Annotated in this window: 18 protein-coding genes; 12 read left to right on the forward strand and 6 right to left on the reverse strand. The window is 51.9% G+C overall.

Features of this window, described 5'->3' with window-relative positions:
* Positions 1–73: 73 nt before the first annotated feature.
* The gene (locus BW972_RS10255) at positions 74–1,345 is read left to right on the forward strand and encodes an SdiA-regulated domain-containing protein (protein WP_234986347.1); all 1,272 of its coding nucleotides are present in this window, start codon (positions 74–76) and stop codon (positions 1,343–1,345) included.
* 57 nt (positions 1,346–1,402) lie between these two features.
* On the opposite strand, the gene BW972_RS10260 is transcribed toward BW972_RS10255, so the two are convergent.
* The 3 genes from BW972_RS10260 to BW972_RS10270 all read right to left on the reverse strand — a co-directional run bounded on the left by BW972_RS10260 (position 1,403) and on the right by BW972_RS10270 (position 4,274).
* A complete protein-coding gene (locus BW972_RS10260) occupies positions 1,403–2,224 on the reverse strand; it encodes a phosphatase PAP2 family protein (RefSeq protein WP_076422023.1) in 822 nt (273 codons plus the stop codon).
* Positions 2,225–2,293: 69 nt separating this feature from the next.
* Entirely contained in the window at positions 2,294–3,154 is an 861-nt protein-coding gene (locus tag BW972_RS10265; RefSeq protein ID WP_076422024.1) for an aminotransferase class IV, read from the reverse strand.
* A complete protein-coding gene (locus BW972_RS10270) occupies positions 3,138–4,274 on the reverse strand; it encodes a DmpA family aminopeptidase (RefSeq protein ID WP_076422137.1) in 1,137 nt (378 codons plus the stop codon). Before BW972_RS10270 ends, BW972_RS10265 begins: the two co-directional genes overlap by 17 nt.
* 159 nt (positions 4,275–4,433) lie before the next feature.
* Between BW972_RS10270 and BW972_RS10275 the strand changes: the two genes are divergently transcribed.
* The gene (locus tag BW972_RS10275; protein ID WP_007659838.1) at positions 4,434–5,201 is read left to right on the forward strand and encodes a S1/P1 nuclease; all 768 of its coding nucleotides are present in this window, start codon (positions 4,434–4,436) and stop codon (positions 5,199–5,201) included.
* Between the two features lie 224 nt (positions 5,202–5,425).
* Entirely contained in the window at positions 5,426–5,617 is a 192-nt protein-coding gene (locus BW972_RS10280) for a cold-shock protein (protein WP_007659836.1), read from the forward strand.
* 84 nt (positions 5,618–5,701) lie between these two features.
* Here BW972_RS10280 and BW972_RS10285 read toward each other — a convergent pair whose 3' ends face one another.
* Positions 5,702–6,586 (reverse strand): AraC family transcriptional regulator, encoded by an 885-nt coding sequence (locus tag BW972_RS10285; RefSeq protein ID WP_076422025.1) that lies wholly within the window; start codon positions 6,584–6,586, stop codon positions 5,702–5,704.
* Positions 6,587–6,710: 124 nt separating this feature from the next.
* Between BW972_RS10285 and BW972_RS10290 the strand changes: the two genes are divergently transcribed.
* From BW972_RS10290 to BW972_RS10310, 5 genes are all read left to right on the forward strand, one after another.
* Complete coding sequence (locus BW972_RS10290; protein ID WP_076422026.1) at positions 6,711–7,631, forward strand: dihydrodipicolinate synthase family protein; 921 nt, start codon at positions 6,711–6,713, stop codon at positions 7,629–7,631.
* Positions 7,621–9,075, forward strand: a complete 1,455-nt coding sequence (locus BW972_RS10295) for an aldehyde dehydrogenase (NADP(+)) (protein ID WP_076422027.1) — start codon at positions 7,621–7,623, stop codon at positions 9,073–9,075. Before BW972_RS10290 ends, BW972_RS10295 begins: the two co-directional genes overlap by 11 nt.
* A 3-nt stretch (positions 9,076–9,078) precedes the next feature.
* Positions 9,079–10,080 carry a 4-hydroxyproline epimerase gene (locus BW972_RS10300; RefSeq protein WP_076422028.1) on the forward strand — a complete coding sequence of 334 codons (1,002 nt, stop codon included), beginning with the start codon at positions 9,079–9,081 and terminating at the stop codon, positions 10,078–10,080.
* A gap of 1 nt (position 10,081) precedes the next feature.
* Positions 10,082–11,347: an NAD(P)/FAD-dependent oxidoreductase gene (locus tag BW972_RS10305; protein WP_076422029.1), complete on the forward strand. Its 1,266-nt coding sequence runs from the start codon at positions 10,082–10,084 to the stop codon at positions 11,345–11,347.
* A gap of 121 nt (positions 11,348–11,468) precedes the next feature.
* Positions 11,469–13,061, forward strand: coding sequence for a M1 family metallopeptidase (locus BW972_RS10310; protein WP_076422138.1), 1,593 nt, complete (start codon positions 11,469–11,471; stop codon positions 13,059–13,061).
* 267 nt (positions 13,062–13,328) lie between these two features.
* Here the strand turns inward: BW972_RS10310 and BW972_RS10315 are convergent, their stop codons facing one another.
* Complete coding sequence (locus BW972_RS10315) at positions 13,329–14,453, reverse strand: hypothetical protein (RefSeq protein ID WP_076422030.1); 1,125 nt, start codon at positions 14,451–14,453, stop codon at positions 13,329–13,331.
* 187 nt (positions 14,454–14,640) lie between these two features.
* Here BW972_RS10315 and BW972_RS10320 point away from each other — a divergent pair, with 187 nt between their 5' ends.
* The 3 genes from BW972_RS10320 to BW972_RS10330 all read left to right on the forward strand — a co-directional run bounded on the left by BW972_RS10320 (position 14,641) and on the right by BW972_RS10330 (position 17,026).
* Positions 14,641–15,165 carry a DUF2911 domain-containing protein gene (locus BW972_RS10320; RefSeq protein WP_040574642.1) on the forward strand — a complete coding sequence of 175 codons (525 nt, stop codon included), beginning with the start codon at positions 14,641–14,643 and terminating at the stop codon, positions 15,163–15,165.
* Positions 15,166–15,234: 69 nt separating this feature from the next.
* Complete coding sequence (locus BW972_RS10325; RefSeq protein WP_083674131.1) at positions 15,235–16,089, forward strand: membrane or secreted protein; 855 nt, start codon at positions 15,235–15,237, stop codon at positions 16,087–16,089.
* A 76-nt stretch (positions 16,090–16,165) separates the two neighbouring features.
* On the forward strand, positions 16,166–17,026 hold the full coding sequence (locus BW972_RS10330; protein WP_076422031.1) for a restriction endonuclease: 861 nt from the start codon (positions 16,166–16,168) through the stop codon (positions 17,024–17,026).
* A gap of 54 nt (positions 17,027–17,080) precedes the next feature.
* Here the strand turns inward: BW972_RS10330 and ppsA are convergent, their stop codons facing one another.
* Positions 17,081–19,483 (reverse strand): phosphoenolpyruvate synthase, encoded by a 2,403-nt coding sequence (gene ppsA / locus BW972_RS10335; RefSeq protein ID WP_076422032.1) that lies wholly within the window; start codon positions 19,481–19,483, stop codon positions 17,081–17,083.
* Between the two features lie 313 nt (positions 19,484–19,796).
* Here ppsA and BW972_RS10340 point away from each other — a divergent pair, with 313 nt between their 5' ends.
* Positions 19,797–20,234, forward strand: a complete 438-nt coding sequence (locus BW972_RS10340; protein ID WP_007659536.1) for a CBS domain-containing protein — start codon at positions 19,797–19,799, stop codon at positions 20,232–20,234.
* The last annotated feature ends 22 nt before the right edge of the window (positions 20,235–20,256 follow it).

Raw genomic sequence — 20,256 nt, forward strand, 5'->3', positions numbered from 1 at the left:
CCCCATTCTTCAGAATTGCTTCAAATTCCCGCAGTATAATCTAACAGATACAAGAAGAATTAAGAACCATACTATGAAACATACACATTTATGGGCGATGGCGCTCATGACAGGCACCATCCTGAGCAGCTGCGATCATGACTGGTCTGCCCGAAACGTACCGGATGCCGTTAAGGTCAAATTTGTAGAAAGCTACCCTACCATCAAACGTGTGGAATGGGACAGGGTGGATAGTCTGTACGAGGCTGAATTCAAGATCAGCGGCCGGGAGCGGAAGGCGCTATTTGGGGAAGACGGCACTTTGCTCAGTTACACTGAAGAGATTGAAGAACAATACCTCCCGAAAAGAATAGCAGCCCAGTTGCAGCAGGAGTTTAAGAGCTATAAAATAGACGAGGTACACCGGGTGCAGGAAGGCAGCCTGACAAGTTTTGTGATCGAACTGGAAAAAGGAACCCGGGACATCTGGCTGCGCTTCAATGAAAAGGGCGAACTGCTGGATAGGTCTTCTAATGCCGCCACTCCGATCAGGAAACAGTCGGCATCACTCCTACCTCTAAGCAGTAGCGCAACGACGACCGATGACCTGGGTACGCCGGAGCTGCGCTGGGACTTACCGCCGGTGCTTCGTGAAGTATCTGGCATCGGCATGCTCCCGGATGGTAATATGGCCTGTGTGCAGGATGAAGTAGGAACAATCTTTATCTATAACCTGGACCAGAAAGCGATCAGTCAGGAGATTCCATTTGCTGGCCCCGGCGACTATGAAGGTATAGCAGTGGCCGGTGAGAACGCCTATATCGTGCGGAGTGACGGCACCCTGTTTGAAGTGGTCGGGTTCAGAAACACTAAGCCGACCGTGCAGGTATACGAAGCCTCCTTTCCGGCTACTATCAACATCGAAGGGCTCGCCTATGACCAAGAGCACAACCAGCTGCTGCTGGCTCCCAAGGGTTACGATCCGAAGCTGAAAGCGCAGAAGGGTATCTATGCTTTTTCACTGGACTCTAAGAAATTCCTGCCTCAACCCGTCACCAGCATTTCCCTGGATCAGGTGCAGACACCCACAAAAGGCAAAAAACAGAAATCAGGCTATGATGTGTTGCAACCCTCCTCCTTGGAGCTGCACCCGACTAGCGGCGAATTTTACATGCTGGATGCCGTGAACAACAGGCTGTACGTGATTTCCAGAGAAGGTCAGATCTCCAAAACTGTTGACCTGGATAAAAAGATGCTCCGACAGGCAGAGGGCTTGACTTTTGGTCAGGACGGCGCGCTGTACATAGCCAGCGAAGGCAGTAAAAAAGGAAAAGGGGTGATTCACAGGTATAACAACCGTCTTTAATTTCCCTAAAAGTGAAAGCCTGGTGCTGCTGCTCCGGGCTTTTCCTTTTGTTCAGAATCAGGGAATCCTGTATATCAGTGCAATGCCGGTCGCTCCGCCGCTGTGAAACGGCATAACACCCAGTTGCTGATTTTTTTTGTGGTGGCTCTGGGCAATTTTCCGCTGAATATAGGGGTAAACCAAATACACCACTTCTGCAGACAGCATACCTATACCCGCTCCCGCCAGCACGTCGGATAGCCAGTGTTTGTCATTCAGTATACGTAGCGCTCCGGTAGCAGTAGCGAAGGAGTAGCCGGCCACGCTGTACCACACACTTCGTTTGCCGTACTCTTTATGGAAAAAAGTGGCATAGGCAAAAGCCCTGCTGGTATGGGCAGATGGGAAAGCATCGTCAGAGGAATTGTCAGGGCGATCGATAGCTGTCAGGGTTTTGAGGTTGTTGGTCAGGGTGCGGTTGAGCAGGTGCGTCATTCCCAGCAAAATGGCCTGTTCTGTAAAATGGTGCTCTCCACGCACACCGGCAAGGTTGAGCCCAACAGCCATGGCGACCGGAACATGGTAGGTGTAATTGTCGATCTGGGTATTAAAATCCTGGTAATTGCTGCGCACAACCCTACGCAAACCTCGGCTGCCTTCAAACAGGCCCTCGTCGTCCATGTGGGTGATCCCCAGCGTGATCAGCAAAGTGGGAACGGCCATTTTCCTGGCCAGCACGCTTAGCTTACTTCTTTCTGCTACCTGAGCTGTTTCTGTCGTATCGGCCAACTCGCTGACTACAGCAGTGTCTGGAATGTGAAGGTATAAATCTGCTGGCTGATTTGCCCATGCCGGGAGTACAAGCCAGTTCAGTAGTAAGCAGTAAATATATTTCTTCATAGCACAACCCTTTTTGTTACTATGTACGAGCTGATTTTGAAGAAATTCTGTATTTATAAAAAAAACCGTTTACCAGCCTTTTGCAGCTGCCACCTGTTCTACTTCCAGGCTAATCAAGTCTTGCAATAGCTGCATACTGACTTCTCCCGGCTTGCCTGTCCCGATCATGGCTTCATCAATCTGTACAATGGGCAGGATACGTTTTGTGGTGCTTGTCAGAAAAGCCTCCCTGGCCTGCAACACTTCTTCCAACCGGATGTCACGTACTTCGGTCTTATACCTGCGTCCGGCCAGCGAAAGCACATTTTTGCGGGTGATTCCTTTTAAGATGTTGCTGGCAGGTGTTACGACGGTGCCATCATGTGTGACGATAAAGAAGTTGCAGCGAGGGAACTCTGAGACGATTGCGTTTTTAGCATACAGCACCTCTTCTGCCCCACTTGCCTTTTGCTCTTGCAGCAGGCGTATACCCATGGAGTAATTGATCGTTTTTACCTCCGGCACTTCCCGCACATAGTCGTGCGTCATGATCGGTATACCTTTCGCCACTTTATCGGCGGATGGCAGTGTGAGCGGAAGCTGCGTGATAAGCAAGTTGGGATTCATTGGTGTAAATCCGTCCTCGGAGTAGCCGCCGGTCAGAATCATTTTCATGCCTGCCACTGGCAGCTTGTTCAGATCTGTCAGTTTAGAGATCACCTGTTTTATCTCTTCCCGAGAAAGTGGCACGGCCAGGTGCATCAGTTCTGCTGACTGGTAAAAGCGATCCAGGTAATCGTCGAGAAACAGCGGGTAGCCCTGCTGCACTTTCACGAAGTCGAACACCCCATAGCCGCGTTGCACGGAGAGGTCACTGATATGTAGCGTGGCCTCGTTCAGCGGCACGATCTGGCCCAGGTTGTAGGCGAAAAGCTTATCGTTTGATGGCATTGTGTTTCTTGAGTATTTTAATGACTGGTTGTATAGGAAGTGCTTCAATGGTATTACCCTGGCGACCTTTCATGGTTTCTGCTTTGAAAAGGGAATTGATTATCGCCTCTTCGGTTGCCTCAATCGTGGCCATGAACAGCGGGGACATTTCATCGTTTCGGAGCAGTGTAAAGGTCTGTGTTTTATCATCTGAATGATAAGGTATACGCAAACCTTCGTTGGTGGAGAAAGCGATCACATAATCGCCGCTGCCATTGGAGGCGATGCCGCCGGTTTTGGCAAGGCCCATCATGGCTCGCTTTGCAATGCGCTCCAGGTTGCGGGCATCTACAGGTGCGTCAGTTGCCACCACGATCATACAGGAGCCGTCAGCACTCTCCAGCACTTGCTTGCTAAACGAAAATTTACCCAGCTCCTCCCCCACAGGCACGCCGTCGATTTGCAACACACCGCCAAAATTACTTTGCACCAATACGCCCACGGTATAGCCGCCAAGGCTGGCTGGCAGCTTGCGCGACGCTGTTCCGATTCCACCCTTATACCCGAAGCAGACCGTGCCGGTTCCGGCCCCTACATTGCCTTCGGCCACGGGTCCGTCAGCCGCCTGCTTGATTGCCTGCAGTACATGCTCCTCTTTCACATGGCGCCCGCGAATGTCGTTCAGGTAGCCGTCGTTCGTCTCGCCTACCAGCGCATTGACAGACTGCACTGCTTCGTTGCCCGGCAATTGCAAGGTATAGCCGACCACCGCGTTCATGGCCGTGCCTACTCCCAGGGTATTGGTCAGGATGATGGGCGACTCCAGGTTGCCCAGTTCCTGTACCTGCGTGCTGCCAGCCAGTTTGCCGAAGCCGTTACCTACGTATACCGCTGCCGGCACTTTCTCCTGAAAAAGATTGCCACCATGCGGCACAATAGCCGTCACACCAGTCCGGACCTGCTCTCCCTGCACCAGGGTGGTGTGCCCTACCCGCAGACCGGCCACATCGGTAATGGCATTGTGCGTACCGGTTTGCAGCACCCCGATCCGGATGCCATAGTCGCGGGCACGCTTGCGATCCTGTGCGTCTGCGTTAAGTATCACTGCCATCATGAGTAAGCCTGTAAAGAGTATTTTCATACCGGTGGATCCGAGTAAAATAGTGAACCGTAACAGCAGCCACATGCCACTGAACTTTAATGTCTGAAAAGCCATTCTTTAAAAGAAATAGGCTTTGATCTACACAATTACGCAAAAAAGCCTTTGTTTTGCAGCATCTAAAATCCAATAATTTTATCGATGAAAAAAATAGTTTGTATTCTGCTATTTATATCTCTTTTCGTATCGCAGGCTATGGCCTGGGGGCAAAACGGACACCGTGCCGTTGGTCTGATAGCGGAGCAGCACCTGAGCAAAAAAGCGAAGAAGAAGATCAACAAAGTTCTGGCCGACAACTCACTGGCAGAGGTGTCTGTTTGGATGGACGATATCAAGTCGGACGCCGCTTACAACCACACCCACGACTGGCACTGGGTGACTGTACCGGGCGGTATGAAATACGAGCAGACCGAGAAGAACCCAAACGGTGACATCATCATGAAGATCGAGGAGTTGGTAACCGTACTGAAAGCCGGCAACCTGACAGCGCAGCAGGAAGAAGAGTACCTGAAGTACCTGGTGCACCTGGTAGGTGACCTGCACCAGCCGCTGCACGTAGGCAAGGAAGGCGATATGGGCGGCAATGCGGTAAAACTGCAGTGGTTCGGCCAAAACTCTAACCTGCACCGCGTATGGGACAGCGATATGATCGATGGCAAAAACCTGAGCTTTACCGAGCTGGCCCGCTTTGTGGGTACTCCATCAAAAGACCAGGTTAAAAACTGGCAGTCTACTGGCGTGCGCGACTGGGCTTACGAGTCGGTGCAGCTAAGAGAGCAGGTATACAACATACCGGAAGATGGCCGCCTGGGCTACCGCTACAGTTACGATAACTTCAGCACGGTAGAGCAACGCATCCTGCAGGCGGGTGTTCGTCTGGCTGGTCTGCTCAACCAGATCTACGGCTAAGCAACAGACAGCTTATAACTGATGAAATACGGCAGCCAGTAGGGCTGCCGCATTTTTTTATGCCTGCCTTGGAAAGACTAAGTTTGAGGAAAGCGCGTTTGAAAAAAATAATAGGCCCTGGGACTGCAGAGAGGCATAATTTTAAAATTTTTGCAAAAAGTTGTAACCTAGTATGAACGATTTAGCGTTCTGCAGTGTCTAACATGTATTAACAACAAAACATCATGAGTAACGGAAAAGTAAAATTCTTTAATGAAACCAAAGGTTTCGGTTTTATCAAAGACAGTGAAACAAACGAAGAGTACTTCGTACACGTAACAGGTTTGATCGACGAGATCAGAGAAAACGACGAAGTAACATTCGAAGTAAAAGAAGGCAAAAAAGGACTAAACGCGGTAAATGTGAAACTGGCTTAGTCTGGTTATATATAAAGCGTAAAACAAACAAAGGGCTCCGCAGCATGCGGGGCCCTTTGTCGTTTATAGCGGTTAGTCTGCTCATTACCCATGCTGCAACTCCGCACGTCCCGAACGGCGGTATACTTTAGGCGAGCAACCCATGATGTTTTTGAACACCCGGTTGAAGTGCGAAAGATTGGAGAAGCCCACGCCGAAAGCCACACTCGCTATAGTGGCGTCTTCCTTCTTGAGCATCTGACAGGCATTGCCGACCCGGATCTCGTTCAGGAAAGCTGTGAACGTCTTACGGGTTCTTTCCTTGAAAAACCGGCAGAAGGCCTCCCGACTCAGATTAGCCACGGCAGCCGCTTCTTCCAAAGGTATAGCCCGGTGGCTTTGCTCTACCAGAAAATGCAGCACCTGGTCCATGCGCCTCCCTTCCCGCTCCGACAGGTCCTGCACCCGGTCATCCAGGTTTAGCCGCTCCAATTTCGCTTCCAGCAACAGCACCCGCAGCAAAGCTAAACCAGCCAGCATCTTGTCAAGACCTGATATCTCCTTCAGCAATTCTACCTGCCGCCTGAATGAGGGCTCGTTTATACCCTGCACCTGGTAACAGCCTTTCAGTTTGTCGAGAAAGCTTCTGACTTCCTGCAGTTCCTCTGCCTCCCAGAAAGCCCGTCCCAAAGCCTCGGTGTCGAAGAACACGATCAGGTCGTGGCATTCCTGCTTACTGTCTGCTTCGTAGTATACTTTATCACTGCGGAACACATGCGGTACGTCTCGGCCCAGCAGGAAAATATCGCCCGGTTTAAAGCGCCCCAGGTAATCCCCCACGATCAGTTTTCCCTCCCCTTTCAGGATGCAGCTCAACTGGATCTCGGGATGCTGGTGCAGCTTATCGTAGAAGTAAGGCTGCCTGTCCTCCTGAAAGCGCACAAACTCCTTGCTCGATTTGGGGATTTTGAATGGAATCACCTTTTTCATAATACCATATTAATAAATCTGACAGACAAATCTCACTATTTGATCAATATAGCACCAGTATTGACTAATCCTGTGGAAGATAAGGGGCTTTGATTGAGCTAGTTTTGATAAAAAAGAAAAGCTTATGAACTGGAACGGCGTATTCCCGGCCCTCACCACCAAGTTTTATGCGGACGGGGTAATTGACTTTGATACATTCCTGGACAACGTGGATGCTCAGTTGGAGGCAGGTGTGGACGGCATCATCCTGGGCGGCACCCTCGGAGAGGCGAGTGTGCTCACCATACCTGAAAAACAGGAACTGACCACACGCACCATTGCCCATGTGGATGGCAAAGTGCCGGTCATCCTCAACATAGCGGAAGGCGCTACCCGGGAAGCTATACAGCGGGCAAGAGAAGCAGAAGAAATCGGTGCGAAAGGCCTGATGCTGCTCCCGCCCATGCGCTATGCAGCCGATGCCCGGGAGGTGGTCACCTACTTTAGAGCCGTGGCCGACAGCACTTCACTTCCTATCATGATCTACAACAACCCAACCGACTACAAAACGCTGGTCACCTTGGAGATGTTTGACGAGTTGCTACAGCATGAAAACATACAGGCGGTAAAGGAATCGACTCGCGATATCTCCAACGTCACCCGCATGATCAGCCGCTACGGCGACCGGATCAAAATACTCTGTGGCGTGGATACACTGGCGTTGGAGAGTCTGCTGATGGGAGCGCATGGCTGGGTGGCTGGTTTGGTCTGCGCTTTTCCGAAAGAAACGGTGGCGATTTACCGACTGGTGCAAGCTGGACGTATACAGGAAGCCCTCGCCATCTATCGCTGGTTCCTACCCCTGCTGGAGCTCGACATCGTGCCTAAATTGGTGCAGAACATCAAACTGGCCGAGCAGCAGGTTGGCCTGGGTACAGAGCACGTCCGTGCCCCGCGACTCCCGCTGATTGGGGAAGAGCGACAGCGCGTATTAGCTATCATTGAGGCAGGTATACGCACCCGTCCGACATTGCCTAACCTTAAAGAAATCAACCATGTCCTTTGATGCTATTTTCACGAAAGCCGACATGGCTTTCGGCAGGTATAAAAAACTGCATGCCGCCGCAAAAGCAGAGCTACTGCGCACCATTGCTAAAGAAATTGAGCAGTTAGGTGATGAATTGCTGGAAACTGCCCATCAGGAATCGAACCTGCCGCTGGCACGGCTGACAGGTGAGCGGGGCCGCACGATAAATCAGTTGCGACTGTTTGCCTCTCTGTTGGAAGAAGGCTCCTGGCTGGAGGCGACCATCGACACGGCTATACCTGACCGCACGCCTATACCTCGTCCGGACCTGCGCCGCATGCTTATTCCGCTGGGACCGGTGGTGGTGTTCGGGGCGAGCAATTTTCCGCTGGCTTTCTCCACCGCCGGAGGCGACACGGCCTCTGCCCTGGCTGCCGGATGCCCGGTCATTTACAAAGAACACCCCGCCCATCCGAAAACCTCGCAGCTTGTATACAGAGCCATCCAAAAGGCACTGCAGCGCTGTGAACTGCCCGAAGGCATTTTCCAGCATGTGAGCGGCGGAACGGATGTCGGGCAGCAACTGGTGCAGCACCCGCAGGCAAAGGCCGTTGCATTCACGGGCTCCTTCAAAGGAGGCAAAGCTATCTTTGACCTGGCCTGTCAGCGCCCGGTGCCTATACCTGTGTTTGCCGAGATGGGCAGCGTGAACCCGATCTTTGTGCTTCCGGAAAAAACAAAAGGCAATGGCGAGCAGCTGGCGACACAGGCGGCTCAGTCAGTGCTGCTCGGAGTGGGGCAGTTCTGCACCTGCCCGGGACTCGTCTTCTACCCTGCCTCGGAGGCGAACCATACCTTCCTGGAGACATTCGCAGAGAAACTGCGGGACGCCCCTGCCGAAAAAATGCTCCACGAAACCATCTGCAGTAATTACTACCAAGACTTAAAAGGCCTGCACACGCACGAGGGAGTGGAAATGATCCTGGCTCCGGCCGAAGATGTGCTGACAGGCGGCGCGGCTCTGGCCAAAACGACTGCACAGCAATGGCTACAGCACCCGACCTTGCAGGAGGAGGTATTCGGACCTTATGCCATGGTCGTGACCTACGAAAACCAGGAGGAACTAGAGCAGGTGGCCGGCAAGCTGCAGGGGCAGCTGACCTGCACGATTTGGGGTACAGATAATGAACTAAAGCAAGCGGAGAAACTGGTGGATACATTGCGTGAGAAATGCGGTCGGCTGCTTTTCTCCGGTGTACCGACCGGAGTGGAGGTTTCCCATGCCATGACGCATGGGGGCCCCTTCCCGGCTACGACCGACAGTCGCTCTACTTCTGTGGGTACTTATGCGATCAAACGTTTCGCACGACCGTTTACTTTCCAGTCGGCACCGCAGGAACTGCTGCCTGCAGAGCTAAAGGATGATAATCCGGACAAGGTATGGCGCACTATTAACGGGCAACTTACACAGGACAGCATCTAGGTTATGGCACGGAAAACCTTTTTTTGCATCGATGCCCATACCTGCGGCAACCCGGTTCGGCTGGTAGCAGGCGGTGGCCCTATCCTGCAAGGCAGCAACATGAGCGAAAAGCGCCAGCATTTTCTGCGGGACTACGACTGGATCAGGCGCGGGCTGATGTTCGAGCCGCGGGGTCACGACATGATGTCGGGCAGTATCCTCTACCCACCGCACGATCCTGAAAACGACATAGGCGTGCTCTACATCGAAACCAGTGGCTGCCTGCCCATGTGCGGACACGGCACTATCGGTACCGTCACCATTGCGCTGGAGGAGGGCCTGATCACCCCTAAAGTGCCCGGACAGCTGCGGCTCGAAACACCCGCCGGACTGGTGAAGGTGAGCTATACCCAGGAAGGCAGAAAAGTAAAGACAGTCAAGCTCACTAACGTGGCCTCATACCTGGAAGCGGAGAAGCTGACGGTGGAGTGTCCGGAGTTGGGTGAACTTACCCTGGACGTGGCATACGGCGGCAATTTCTACGGCATCATCGACCCGCAGGAAAACTTTAAAGGTATACAGCACCACGCAGCCGACAAACTGATCTCCTGGAGCCGCGAAATTAGAAAGCGCATGAACGAGCACTATACCTTTGTGCACCCTGAAAACGATACCATCCGCGGTCTCTCGCATATCTTATGGGCAGGCACTCCCCTTGCGGCTACTTCCACTGCCCGCAATGCGGTGTTCTACGGCGATAAGGCCATTGATCGCTCTCCCTGCGGCACAGGCACTTCGGCCCGCATGGCGCAATGGTACGCAAAAGGGCTACTGAAGCCGGGGCAGGAATTCATTCATGAAAGCTATATCGGCTCCATTTTTAAAGGCACCATAGAGGGGGAAACGACCGTAATTGGCAAGCCGGCCATTCTACCAGGTATAGAGGGCTGGGCGATGGTCACCGGCCTGAACACGATCTTCCTGGACGACGACGATCCTTATGTACACGGTTTTCAGGTGATCTGATATGAGCAAAGTAGTTATCGTTGGAGGCGGCATCATCGGAATGTTTACCGCCTGGTATCTCACTGAAGAAGGTTTCAGTGTCACCATCATCGACAAAGGGGACCTGCGCGACAACTGCAGCATCGGCAATGCCGGCATGCTGGTGCCGAGTCACATCATCCCGCTCGCTTCACCGGGTATCATCAGTAAAGGGTTTCGCTGGATGCTCTCCTCCACAAGCCCCTTCTACATTCATCCGCGGCTGGACAGGAGGCTGCTGCAGTGGTGCATGCACTTTTACAGAGCCGCTACGCCACAGCATGTAGCCAATAGCATTCCCTATCTAAAAAACCTGAGTCTTCTGAGCAAGAGTCTATACCTGGAGTTTGCCGCAGCACATCCGGAAATCGAACTGAAACAGGACGGTCTGCTGATGCTCTATAAAACAGCAGAAGGCGCACACGAGGAAAAGGAGTTTGCCTTACTGGCCCGGCAGCATGGTCTGGAGGCAGAGATTCTATCACCAAAGGAGGTGCAGGGACTGGAGCCAAACCTGGAGCTGGATATTTTGGGAGGCGTGCATTTCCCAGGCGATGCGCATCTGAATCCTGCAGCGCTCTCTGCTTGTCTGCACCGCCTCCTCCTCGACAGAGGAGTATGCATGGTGTCTCACCTGGAGGTGCTCGATTTCGTCACTGCCGGAAGGCGCGTTACAGCAGTGGTGACTGACAAAGGCGACATTGCCACAGATCACATCATTGTATGCGCCGGGTCCTGGTCGGGAGAAGTGGCCCGCAAACTTCAGCTCAACCTGCCGATGCTGGGTGGCAAAGGGTATAGCTTTGTAGTAGATAACAAACCAGCCATTCAGCGGCCAACCATCCTGACCGAAGAGCGTGTCGCGGTGACACCTTACGGCAATAAAGTACGGTTCGGCGGCACCATGGAGATCACCCCGGCAAACCGGCACATCAACATGAAACGGGTACAGGGAATACATGCTTCCATAGCCCGCTACTATACTAATTTTAAATGCCCGCTGCCTCAGAAAGAAGACGTTTGGAGCGGTCTCCGCCCCTGCTCTCCGGATGGTTTGCCTTACATTGGCTATACCCAGCGCTGGAACAATGTACTCTTCGGCACCGGTCACAGCATGATGGGCGTGAGCCTGGCACCCGCTACCGGCAAGGTACTGGCGGAGCAGTTGCTGCACCGGAAGGAGAGCGTTCTGAGCGACGCCTTTTCACCGGACAGGTATAGCCAGGCCAGTTATCAGCTGATGAAATAGTAAGCCAGATTAAGAAGAATTGCCTAACTTTAATGAATAGCTAAAAATAAAATCTATGAAGTTTTTCGCCCTACCTTTTAAGATAGCCTTTCCGGCTGCAGTCGCTGTTCTAAGTTTAGGTATGGAAACTGCTCAGGCACAAAACCCTACCTTCACCCGCCAGGATACCCTGCGCGGCTCCGTCACGCCGGAGCGGGTTTGGTGGGACCTCACGCACTACCACCTCGACATCAACGTGAACCCGGCTGACAGCAGCATCCACGGCAAAAACACAATCCGATACAAGGTGCTGAAGCCGTACCAGATCATGCAGATCGACCTGCAGCCACCGATGCGAATGGAGCGTGTGCTGCAAAACGGCCAGCAGCTGAACGTGCGGCAGGAAGGCAATGCCTATTTTGTACAGCTGGTAGAGGCGCAGCAGGAAGGGGCTCAGAACGAGGTAGAGGTATACTACGGCGGCAAACCACAGGTAAGCAAAAACCCACCCTGGAGCGGCGGCATCACCTGGAAGCGCGATGACCGGGGCAACCCGTTTGTGGCTAGCTCGAACCAGGGTGCCGGTGCCAGTCTGTGGTGGCCCTGCAAAGACCACATGTACGACGAGCCGGACAGTATGCTGATGAGCGTGACAGTTCCCAAAAACCTGACGGATGTATCAAACGGTCGCTTGCGTGGCGTGGAAGAGAACCAGGACGGTACCCGCACCTTCCATTGGGCGGTGACAAACCCGATCAACAATTACGGTGTGAACATCAACATAGGCGACTATGTGCATTTCGGGGAGAAGTACCAGGGCGAGAAAGGTGTACTGGACTGTGACTATTGGGTGCTGCGCGACAACCTGGAAAAGGCGAAGGTGCAGTTTAAAGATGTGCGCCGTACGCTGGATGCCTTTGAGCACTGGTTTGGCCCCTATCCTTTTTATGAAGACAGCTACAAGCTCGTAGAGGTGCCTTACCTGGGTATGGAGCACCAAAGTTCCGTGACCTATGGCAACGGTTATCAAAACGGATACAGAGGTCGCGACCTGAGTGGCTCAGGCTGGGGCTTGAAATTCGATTACATCATCATCCACGAAACCGGTCACGAGTGGTTTGCCAACAACATCACCTACAAGGATGTGGCGGACATGTGGATCCACGAAAGCTTCACGACCTACTCAGAGCCCCTGTTTGTGGAATACCACTACGGCAAGCAGGCCGGCAGCGAATACGTGATCGGTATACGCCAGAACATCCGCAACGACCGCCCGATCATCGGTCACTACAACGTGAATAAAAGCGGCTCCGGCGACATGTATCCGAAAGGCGCCAACATGCTGCATACCCTGCGCCAGGTGGTGAACGATGACGAAAAGTGGCGAGGCATCCTGCGAGGCCTCAACAAGGATTTTTACCACCAAACAGTAACCACAGAGCAGATCGAGAACTACCTCTCCCAGCACACAGGCCGCGACCTCAGCCGCTTCTTCGACCAGTACTTGCGCGACACCCGCATCCCTACGCTGGAGTATCGTCTGGAAAGGAAAAAGCTAACGTACCGCTGGGCCAACGCGGTGGAAGGTTTCGATATGCCGGTGAAGGTATACCTGAACGGAGAAGAAACCTGGCTAGAGCCGACAACCGACTGGAAAGAAATCAAGAAAGTGAAAACCGGCACCAAACTGACCATCGATCCGAACTTCTATGTGCAGGAAGGGAAGGGAGTTTAGAAGTTTGAGAGTTTGAGAGTTGAGGAGTTTGGGAGTTGAAGAGTTTTTAGAGCTTAGATTTCAATTTTTGAAATACTTTGAAGTTTTCCATCATGTTTATCTATACCTGAAGTAGTCAGCATAGACGCCTAATAATAATGACATCGTTTAAAACAGAGGGCCTGCCAGAATTGTCTGACAGGCCCTCTCAATGATTTGATGCACTCTGGAGTTTTAAACTCCTAAACTCCCAAACCCCTCAACTCTCAAACTCTCAAACTCCTCAACTCATTTCACTCCGACAGCTTTGAGCTCCTGCTCCAGGCGTTGGTTCCAGCGTTCCTGGGCTGCTGTGTCGAGGCCGTGGCGGGTTTCAGAGTCATACTGGTCCTGCAGCTGGTTCATCTCACGGTAGGACTCTATGAAGAGGTACTGAATGTTGCTGTTGTAGTCGGCCAGCGACAGGTCTTCAGGCTTTATCTTCTGCTTAAAGCGTTCCGACACAAGCTTTACAATATCAAAATGCCTTTGCTCGTGGTTTAGACCGTATGGATTTCGGGCGTTATCCTTTACCCAGGATGAGCTCTTCAGCACATATACCTTCATGTTGAGGTGGAGGTGGATGATGCCATCTTTTACTTCAGTCTCGCCTTCGTATGCAAAGCTCGGAAACACTGTGGCAGCATAACGACTGGTGCGGTTCACATCCGCTTTAAAGTCATTCCAATTCAGTGGCCTGCTCGTGTCATAAAACACCGTGTCTTGATCGGCGGGTGCGGTATAGTCTGTAAAGGTTACTTTTATACCTTTGGCAAGTTTCGGGTTGGTGTTTGCTTCCTGGTCCATCCAGGTGTTGAGATAACGCAAAGCCTCCTTAATAGACTGCCGCAGCGCAGGCTCTGTTACTTCGTTTCGGCCCACCGGGCGTTCGTAGCGTCCGCCGCCTTTATACTGCAGCAGCTGCACCGTCTCCCCGTCACGCTCCATTTCAAACGCCATTTCTACCGCAATGGTACCCGCCACACGACCAGCCGCAGAAGGGGCTTCTTTCACCTGCATTTCTTTCAGGCGGATCACGACGGGTCGCAGCGATTTATTGGCGGGTATACCTTTGTTGATGAACTCACGCAAAGCGATGTAGCCCCCGCCCTGCAGATCGACAGGTTGTGCCTTGCCCGCGCCGGTAAGTGGTAGCAGGTAGGCAACGGCTTTTTTGTCGGTGCGTTCGTCGATCACATTGGCGATGTAAAACTCACGTGGCGTAAAAGGCATTTTCTCGGTGCGCAGCACGATCGGCTCTTTATTGTCAGCCACAGGTGACGCAGCTATACCTGCCCCACCCAGGTAAAAACAGACGAGCAGCAAGCAGGCCACTAAGAAGACGCTGCCCCTGGTTTTGAAAAAGTATTTCATGAATCGTTAATGCTAATGCTGTTAAGGTATAGCTAAAACAGTAGCCTCCCCTGCTTTCGTTCAGTAGGCAACATATTGCTTATCATAATATTTCAACCGCAGGCATTAAACCATTTTTTTGCAATGCAGTCTATATTTTTAACTATCTTAGCCATGCATTCACGTATCATAATTTCGTTTCTTATCTATGAAGATTAGCTTCCATTTTGTAAAACACTTGCTGGTTTGTGTCCTGTTGTTAGGTCCGATGCTGGTAATGGCACAAAACGGCAATAAAAGCAACCGGCCTAGTCCACCCGCTACGGCTTCCGGTAAAATAGGCGACGCACTGGTTACCATTGAGTACAGCAGCCCTGCCGTGAAGAACCGTAAGGTATGGGGTGAGCTGGTACCTTACGGCAAGGTATGGCGTGCCGGTGCCAACGAGGCCACCACAATCGAATTCAGCAGAGATGTACTGGTGGAGGGACGTCACCTGGCAAAGGGCAAATATAGTCTCTATACCATACCTGGCGAAAACCAGTGGACCGTGATCTTCAACAAAGCCACAGGCCAGTGGGGTACGGAGTACGATGAAAGGCAGGATGCGCTGCGGGTAAATGTGAAACCACGCAACACCATGGCCATGCACGAGCGCCTCTCCTACCATGTTGTCCGCAATGGCATCCTGATGCGCTGGGAGAAGCTGGAGCTGCCAGTTAAGATAAAGTAACTATAAATGAAAAGCCGCCTATACCTAGTATATGCGGCTTTTTTATGTCAAACCCATACCGATACGACCATGATAAAACTACTGAAAAATGCATCCTCAGCCGGAATGGTACTCCTGTTCCTGATCGGCTGCGCCGGCACTTCCACCACTACGTCAGCTGACGAGTCAGCCACCGCATCTGCTACCGCAATTACCGGTTCAACTGCCACGGCCAGTGCAGGTGGATCTACGCAAACCACCAGCGCTTCTCAAAATGATATGCGGCAAGCCACGCAGCTGGAAGGCGCCTGGCGGACGACAGACGGACAGGGTAATGAGGTAGTGATGCTCGTACAGGATGGCTTCTTTACCATCGCGCGGTTCAACCAACAGAACAAACAGTTCCTGGGTACTACCGGCGGCACCTATACGGTTTCGAACGGGAAATTCAACATCAAACAGGAGTTCAACACACTCGACTCCACCCAGGTAGGCACTACAGCTTCAGCTGACTACAAGCTCGAGAACGATCAGTGGACGTTAATCAAAGATGGGATAACCGACACCTGGAACCGAATAAATGAAAGCAACAGCAACTCTCCCCTGGCTGGCACCTGGCGCATCACAGGTCGGGAGCGGGACGGTGAAATGCAGACCATGCGCCCCGGTCCGCGCAAAACCTTGAAAGTACTATCCGGTACCCGCTTCCAATGGATCGCCTTCAACTCCGAAACAGGTCAGTTCTCCGGTACAGGTGGCGGCACATACACTGCCGAAAATGGGAAATATACCGAAAACATCGAGTTCTTTTCCCGCGACAGCAGCCGTGTGGGCATGTCACTCTCCTTTAACTTTGAAGTGAAAGACGGTAACTGGCACCACTCGGGCCAGAGCAGCACTGGCAACCCAATCAACGAGGTCTGGTCCCGCATCTCCAAAGATTAATCCTTCAGGTATGGCAGGTATATGTTGTATATCTGCCATGCTTTCATGAACTTGACCGCCAAAAATAAAGCTCACTATGGAGGACACGCTGGACCACTTGGTCGTGACAAAAGCATCCGGTGAAAAAGTACTTTTCTCAGTCGGTAAACTCCGGCACTCGCTTCGGAAGTCCGGTGCTGACGAGCAGCAGGCAGATGAAGTTCTACGCCAGTTGGCCCCAGAACTTACCTCCGGTATTTCGACCCGTAAGATCTACCGCAAAGCCTTCGGCATCCTCAGGCGTCTTTCCAACACCGCCGCCGCCCGCTACAGCTTGAAACAGGGCATTATGCAATTGGGTCCCTCAGGCTTTCCTTTCGAGAAGTTCGTAGCGGAGATACTGCGGGCACAGGGCTATACCACAGAGATAGGAGTATTTGTAGACGGGCACTGTGTGCGACACGAAATAGATGTGATCGCGTTAAAGGACGGAAAACGAGCCATGATCGAGTGCAAATACCACAACATGCACCGCAACAAATCTGATGTGAAAGTTCCGATGTATATCCAGTCCCGCTTCAAGGACGTGGAGAAGATATGGCCATCGGAACATGAGTATGAGGTCCGCTTTCATGAGGTATGGGTGATGACGAACACCCGTTTCACGGAAGACGCCATCCGCTTCGCCAGCTGCATGCAGATGCGTCTGATTGGTTGGGACTATCCTGCCAAAGGCGGGCTTAAAGACCTGGTGGACTCTTTTCATCTCTATCCTCTCACCTGCCTCACCACCCTTACCAATTCTGAAAAGCAGCGCCTGCTCGACCAGAAGATCGTACTATGCAGTGAGCTGCTGCACGAAGAAGAACTGCTGCAAAGTATAGGCCTGCGAGACGACCGAGCTAAACGTGTGCTCAAGGAAGTGGAGAACCTCTGCAACGGCTTGTATAAAAAGTAAATCACAGCACCTGATAGTAGTTCCACAGGTATAGCAAGACGAGAAGGAAGGATTCTATTGCATCTGCTTCTCTGCCTCCAGCATATTCTCCAGTCCCTTGAAAAATGCATCCGGGTTAAAGGAAATGCTGTCGATGCCGTGCTCTACCAGGAAAGCGGCAAACCTGGGATAATCACTCGGAGCCTGACCGCATAATCCGACTTTGGTGCCCGTCTTTTTAGCTTTCTGCAGCGTCATCACGATCAGTTGCTGCACCGCCTGGTCAAATGGAGAGAAAATGTCGCTGAGCAGACCGGAATCACGGTCGGCACCGAGTGTCAGCTGTGTCAGGTCATTGGAGCCGATGGAGAAGCCGTCGAAATGTTCGGCAAATTCCTCGGCCAGCAGGGCGTTGCTCGGAATCTCAACCATTACGTATACTTCCAATTCGTTTTCGCCCCGTTTCAGGCCGTAATCCGCCAGCAGGTCGATCACTTTTTTGCCTTCCTCCACGGTGCGGCAGAAAGGGATCATCAGCTTCACATTGGTCAGTCCCATCTCTTCCCGCACTTTTTTCATGGCGCGGCACTCCAGTTCAAAGCCCTCCTGATAAAGCCTATGGTAGTAGCGGGATGCTCCCCGCAGCCCGATCATAGGGTTGGCTTCGTCGGGCTCAAACTGCCGTCCGCCAATCAGGTTGGCATACTCATTAGACTTGAAATCGCTCATGCGCACGATCACATCCTTCGGGTAGAATGCCGCCGCGATGATGCCTGTGGCTTCTGCCAGCTTGTCTACAAAATAGTCTGCTTTGTTCGGGTAGTGGTGCGTGAGTTGCTCAATCTTCTCACGCGCTTCTTTGCTCTCCACTTTCTCAAAATGCTTCAGCGCCATGGGGTGAATCTGGATGGAATTGTTGATGATGAACTCCATGCGCATCAGCCCGACACCGTCGTTTGGCAGGAAAGAATATTTAAAGGCTTGCTCCGGATCACCGAGTATCAGCATGGCCTTTGTCTTCGGCTTCCAGAGTTTGCTCATGTCTGTCTTCTTCTCGTCCCAGTCCAGCTTGCCTTCATACACATAGCCTGTCTCCCCTCCCGCTGTTGACACGGTCACCTCCTGCCCGTCCCGTACTGTTTTGGTCGCATCATCCGTGCCAAGCACAGCAACAGCACCTACCTCCCGCGCTACGATGGCAGCATGACTGGTTCTGCCTCCTTGTTCGGTGATAATGGCACTTGCTTTTTTCAGGATAGGATCCCAGTCCGGATCTGTTTTGCGGGTAACGAGCACTTCACCCTCCTGTAATTTGTCACTCTCGGCTGGTGAGTGCAGTACGCGGGCTGTACCTGATACAATGCGGTTGCTCAGGCCTATACCCGAGCAGAGCACCTTCCCCTCCTCTTTTAAGGTATACTCCGTGAAAAAAGCTTCATCCTTGTGCTGACTCTGCACTGTTTCAGGTCTGGCCTGTACAATGTAAAGCTCCCCGTTCAGACCATCTTTGGCCCACTCAATATCCATGGGCTGGTCGTAATGCTCCTCGATGCGCTTGCCCCATTTCGCCAGCTGCACTACCTCATCGTCCTGCAGCACAAACTGCTCCTGGCGCTCCACCGGTGTGTCCAGGTTGACGATGGCATCCGTCGGGCTCAGCAATTCACCCTCTGACTTGTCGGCATATACCATGGTTTTGGCCTTGCTGCCCAGCTTGCGCGAAATGATCGGCTGCTTTGCCTTGTCGAGCGTTGGCTTAAACACCACAAATTCATCGGTGTTCACAGCGCCCTGCACCACGTTCTCGCCCAGTCCCCAGGAACCGGAAATGACCACGGCATTCTCAAAGCCAGTGTCCGGATCGAGCGTGAACATTACACCGGAGCAGGCTTTGTCGGACCGTACCATAGTTTGTACCCCTACCGACAGTGCCACCTGCATGTGCTCAAACTCGTTGTCAACCCGGTACTTAATGGCTCGATCTGTGAAGAGGGAAGCGTAACTGTGGTGGCAGGCTTTGTAGAGGTTCTGGAGTCCACTCACATTGAGGTAGGTTTCGAGTTGACCGGCAAAGCTGGCGGTAGGCAGGTCTTCGGCAGTGGCGCTGCTACGCACGGCCAGCGAGATATCCTCCCCGTATTCAGACTTCAGATAGGTATAGCCTTCTTCGATCGCTTCCCGAATGTCCTCTGGAAACTGAGCGTTTAAAATAAGCTCCCGCGCCTGTTTCCCGATGTCAGATAAATTGTGAAAATCATTCGTATCCAAGCCAGAAAGTATATCAGTCAGTTGCTGCTTCAATTCATTCTGCTCCAGAAAATGCCAATAAGCTGCTGAGGTAGTGGCGTAGCCATCAGGCACTTGTATACCTTCGGGATTGAGTTGGTTATACATTTCTCCGAGTGAGGCGTTTTTGCCACCCACACTGCTCATGTCTTTGTAGCTAATGTCTTTAAAATGCTTGATGAACGGTTCCATGGCTCGCTGATTTGGGTATAGATCTGATGGCAAAAGGCGGTAATGCCACGATATACACTAGTGATAACGGAAGCTTAAACACTTGGTTTTGACTTATATACAAATCAATCTTTACTAAATACCAGTGTTATCAATCGGTTCCATAAGTTGCCTTAAGTCATAACATCAGTTCAAGGAAAACCCTGCCAGCAACTAAAAAAAACACATTTATAATATTTTTAAGTAATTTTTACATAATTCATTGCCTTATTTTTAATATACTCGTATAACATCCTAACATTCAAGCATATATTACAATAATACAGGAGGTTTTATGGGAACAGTCAGACATATTCTCCAGAAAAAAGGCAACAAAGTGATTTCTGTTGCCCCTACCAGCACCGTCTACAGTGCCCTTGAAACCATGGTAGAGCAAAACGTGGGTGCGCTCATCGTGATGGACAATGGCAAGTTTGCCGGTATGTTTACTGAGCGGGACTATGCCCGAAAAGTCATCCTAAAAGGCAAAGCCTCCCGCGATACGCTTGTGCAGGAAATTATGAGCGAGCACCCGGTCACCGTTACCCCAGACACTACACTGGAGCAGTGCATGAAACTCATGACCCAGAAATACATCCGCCACCTGCCAGTGTTTGACAATCAGGAACTGATTGGCTTGGTGTCCATCGGTGACATTGTGAAATGTATGATGGATGAACAAAAATGCATCATCGAGGATCTCGAGCACTATATAACCGGGCACCACGAGTAGGTAGCCCGGATATCATTTATTA

This window comes from Pontibacter lucknowensis (assembly GCF_900156415.1).
Taxonomy (GTDB): Bacteria; Bacteroidota; Bacteroidia; order Cytophagales; family Hymenobacteraceae; genus Pontibacter; species Pontibacter lucknowensis.

What these genes read in the sequence shown, in the direction of transcription:
- BW972_RS10255 (WP_234986347.1), top strand. Translation starts at nt 74, where the DNA reads ATGAAACATACACATTTATGGGCGATGGCGCTCATGACAGGCACCATC.
- BW972_RS10260 (WP_076422023.1), bottom strand. Translation starts at nt 2,224, where the DNA reads ATGAAGAAATATATTTACTGCTTACTACTGAACTGGCTTGTACTCCCG.
- BW972_RS10265 (WP_076422024.1), bottom strand. Translation starts at nt 3,154, where the DNA reads ATGCCATCAAACGATAAGCTTTTCGCCTACAACCTGGGCCAGATCGTG.
- BW972_RS10270 (WP_076422137.1), bottom strand. Translation starts at nt 4,274, where the DNA reads ATGAAAATACTCTTTACAGGCTTACTCATGATGGCAGTGATACTTAAC.
- BW972_RS10275 (WP_007659838.1), top strand. Translation starts at nt 4,434, where the DNA reads ATGAAAAAAATAGTTTGTATTCTGCTATTTATATCTCTTTTCGTATCG.
- BW972_RS10280 (WP_007659836.1), top strand. Translation starts at nt 5,426, where the DNA reads ATGAGTAACGGAAAAGTAAAATTCTTTAATGAAACCAAAGGTTTCGGT.
- BW972_RS10285 (WP_076422025.1), bottom strand. Translation starts at nt 6,586, where the DNA reads ATGAAAAAGGTGATTCCATTCAAAATCCCCAAATCGAGCAAGGAGTTT.
- BW972_RS10290 (WP_076422026.1), top strand. Translation starts at nt 6,711, where the DNA reads ATGAACTGGAACGGCGTATTCCCGGCCCTCACCACCAAGTTTTATGCG.
- BW972_RS10295 (WP_076422027.1), top strand. Translation starts at nt 7,621, where the DNA reads ATGTCCTTTGATGCTATTTTCACGAAAGCCGACATGGCTTTCGGCAGG.
- BW972_RS10300 (WP_076422028.1), top strand. Translation starts at nt 9,079, where the DNA reads ATGGCACGGAAAACCTTTTTTTGCATCGATGCCCATACCTGCGGCAAC.
- BW972_RS10305 (WP_076422029.1), top strand. Translation starts at nt 10,082, where the DNA reads ATGAGCAAAGTAGTTATCGTTGGAGGCGGCATCATCGGAATGTTTACC.
- BW972_RS10310 (WP_076422138.1), top strand. Translation starts at nt 11,469, where the DNA reads ATGGAAACTGCTCAGGCACAAAACCCTACCTTCACCCGCCAGGATACC.
- BW972_RS10315 (WP_076422030.1), bottom strand. Translation starts at nt 14,453, where the DNA reads ATGAAATACTTTTTCAAAACCAGGGGCAGCGTCTTCTTAGTGGCCTGC.
- BW972_RS10320 (WP_040574642.1), top strand. Translation starts at nt 14,641, where the DNA reads ATGAAGATTAGCTTCCATTTTGTAAAACACTTGCTGGTTTGTGTCCTG.
- BW972_RS10325 (WP_083674131.1), top strand. Translation starts at nt 15,235, where the DNA reads ATGATAAAACTACTGAAAAATGCATCCTCAGCCGGAATGGTACTCCTG.
- BW972_RS10330 (WP_076422031.1), top strand. Translation starts at nt 16,166, where the DNA reads ATGGAGGACACGCTGGACCACTTGGTCGTGACAAAAGCATCCGGTGAA.
- ppsA (WP_076422032.1), bottom strand. Translation starts at nt 19,483, where the DNA reads ATGGAACCGTTCATCAAGCATTTTAAAGACATTAGCTACAAAGACATG.
- BW972_RS10340 (WP_007659536.1), top strand. Translation starts at nt 19,797, where the DNA reads ATGGGAACAGTCAGACATATTCTCCAGAAAAAAGGCAACAAAGTGATT.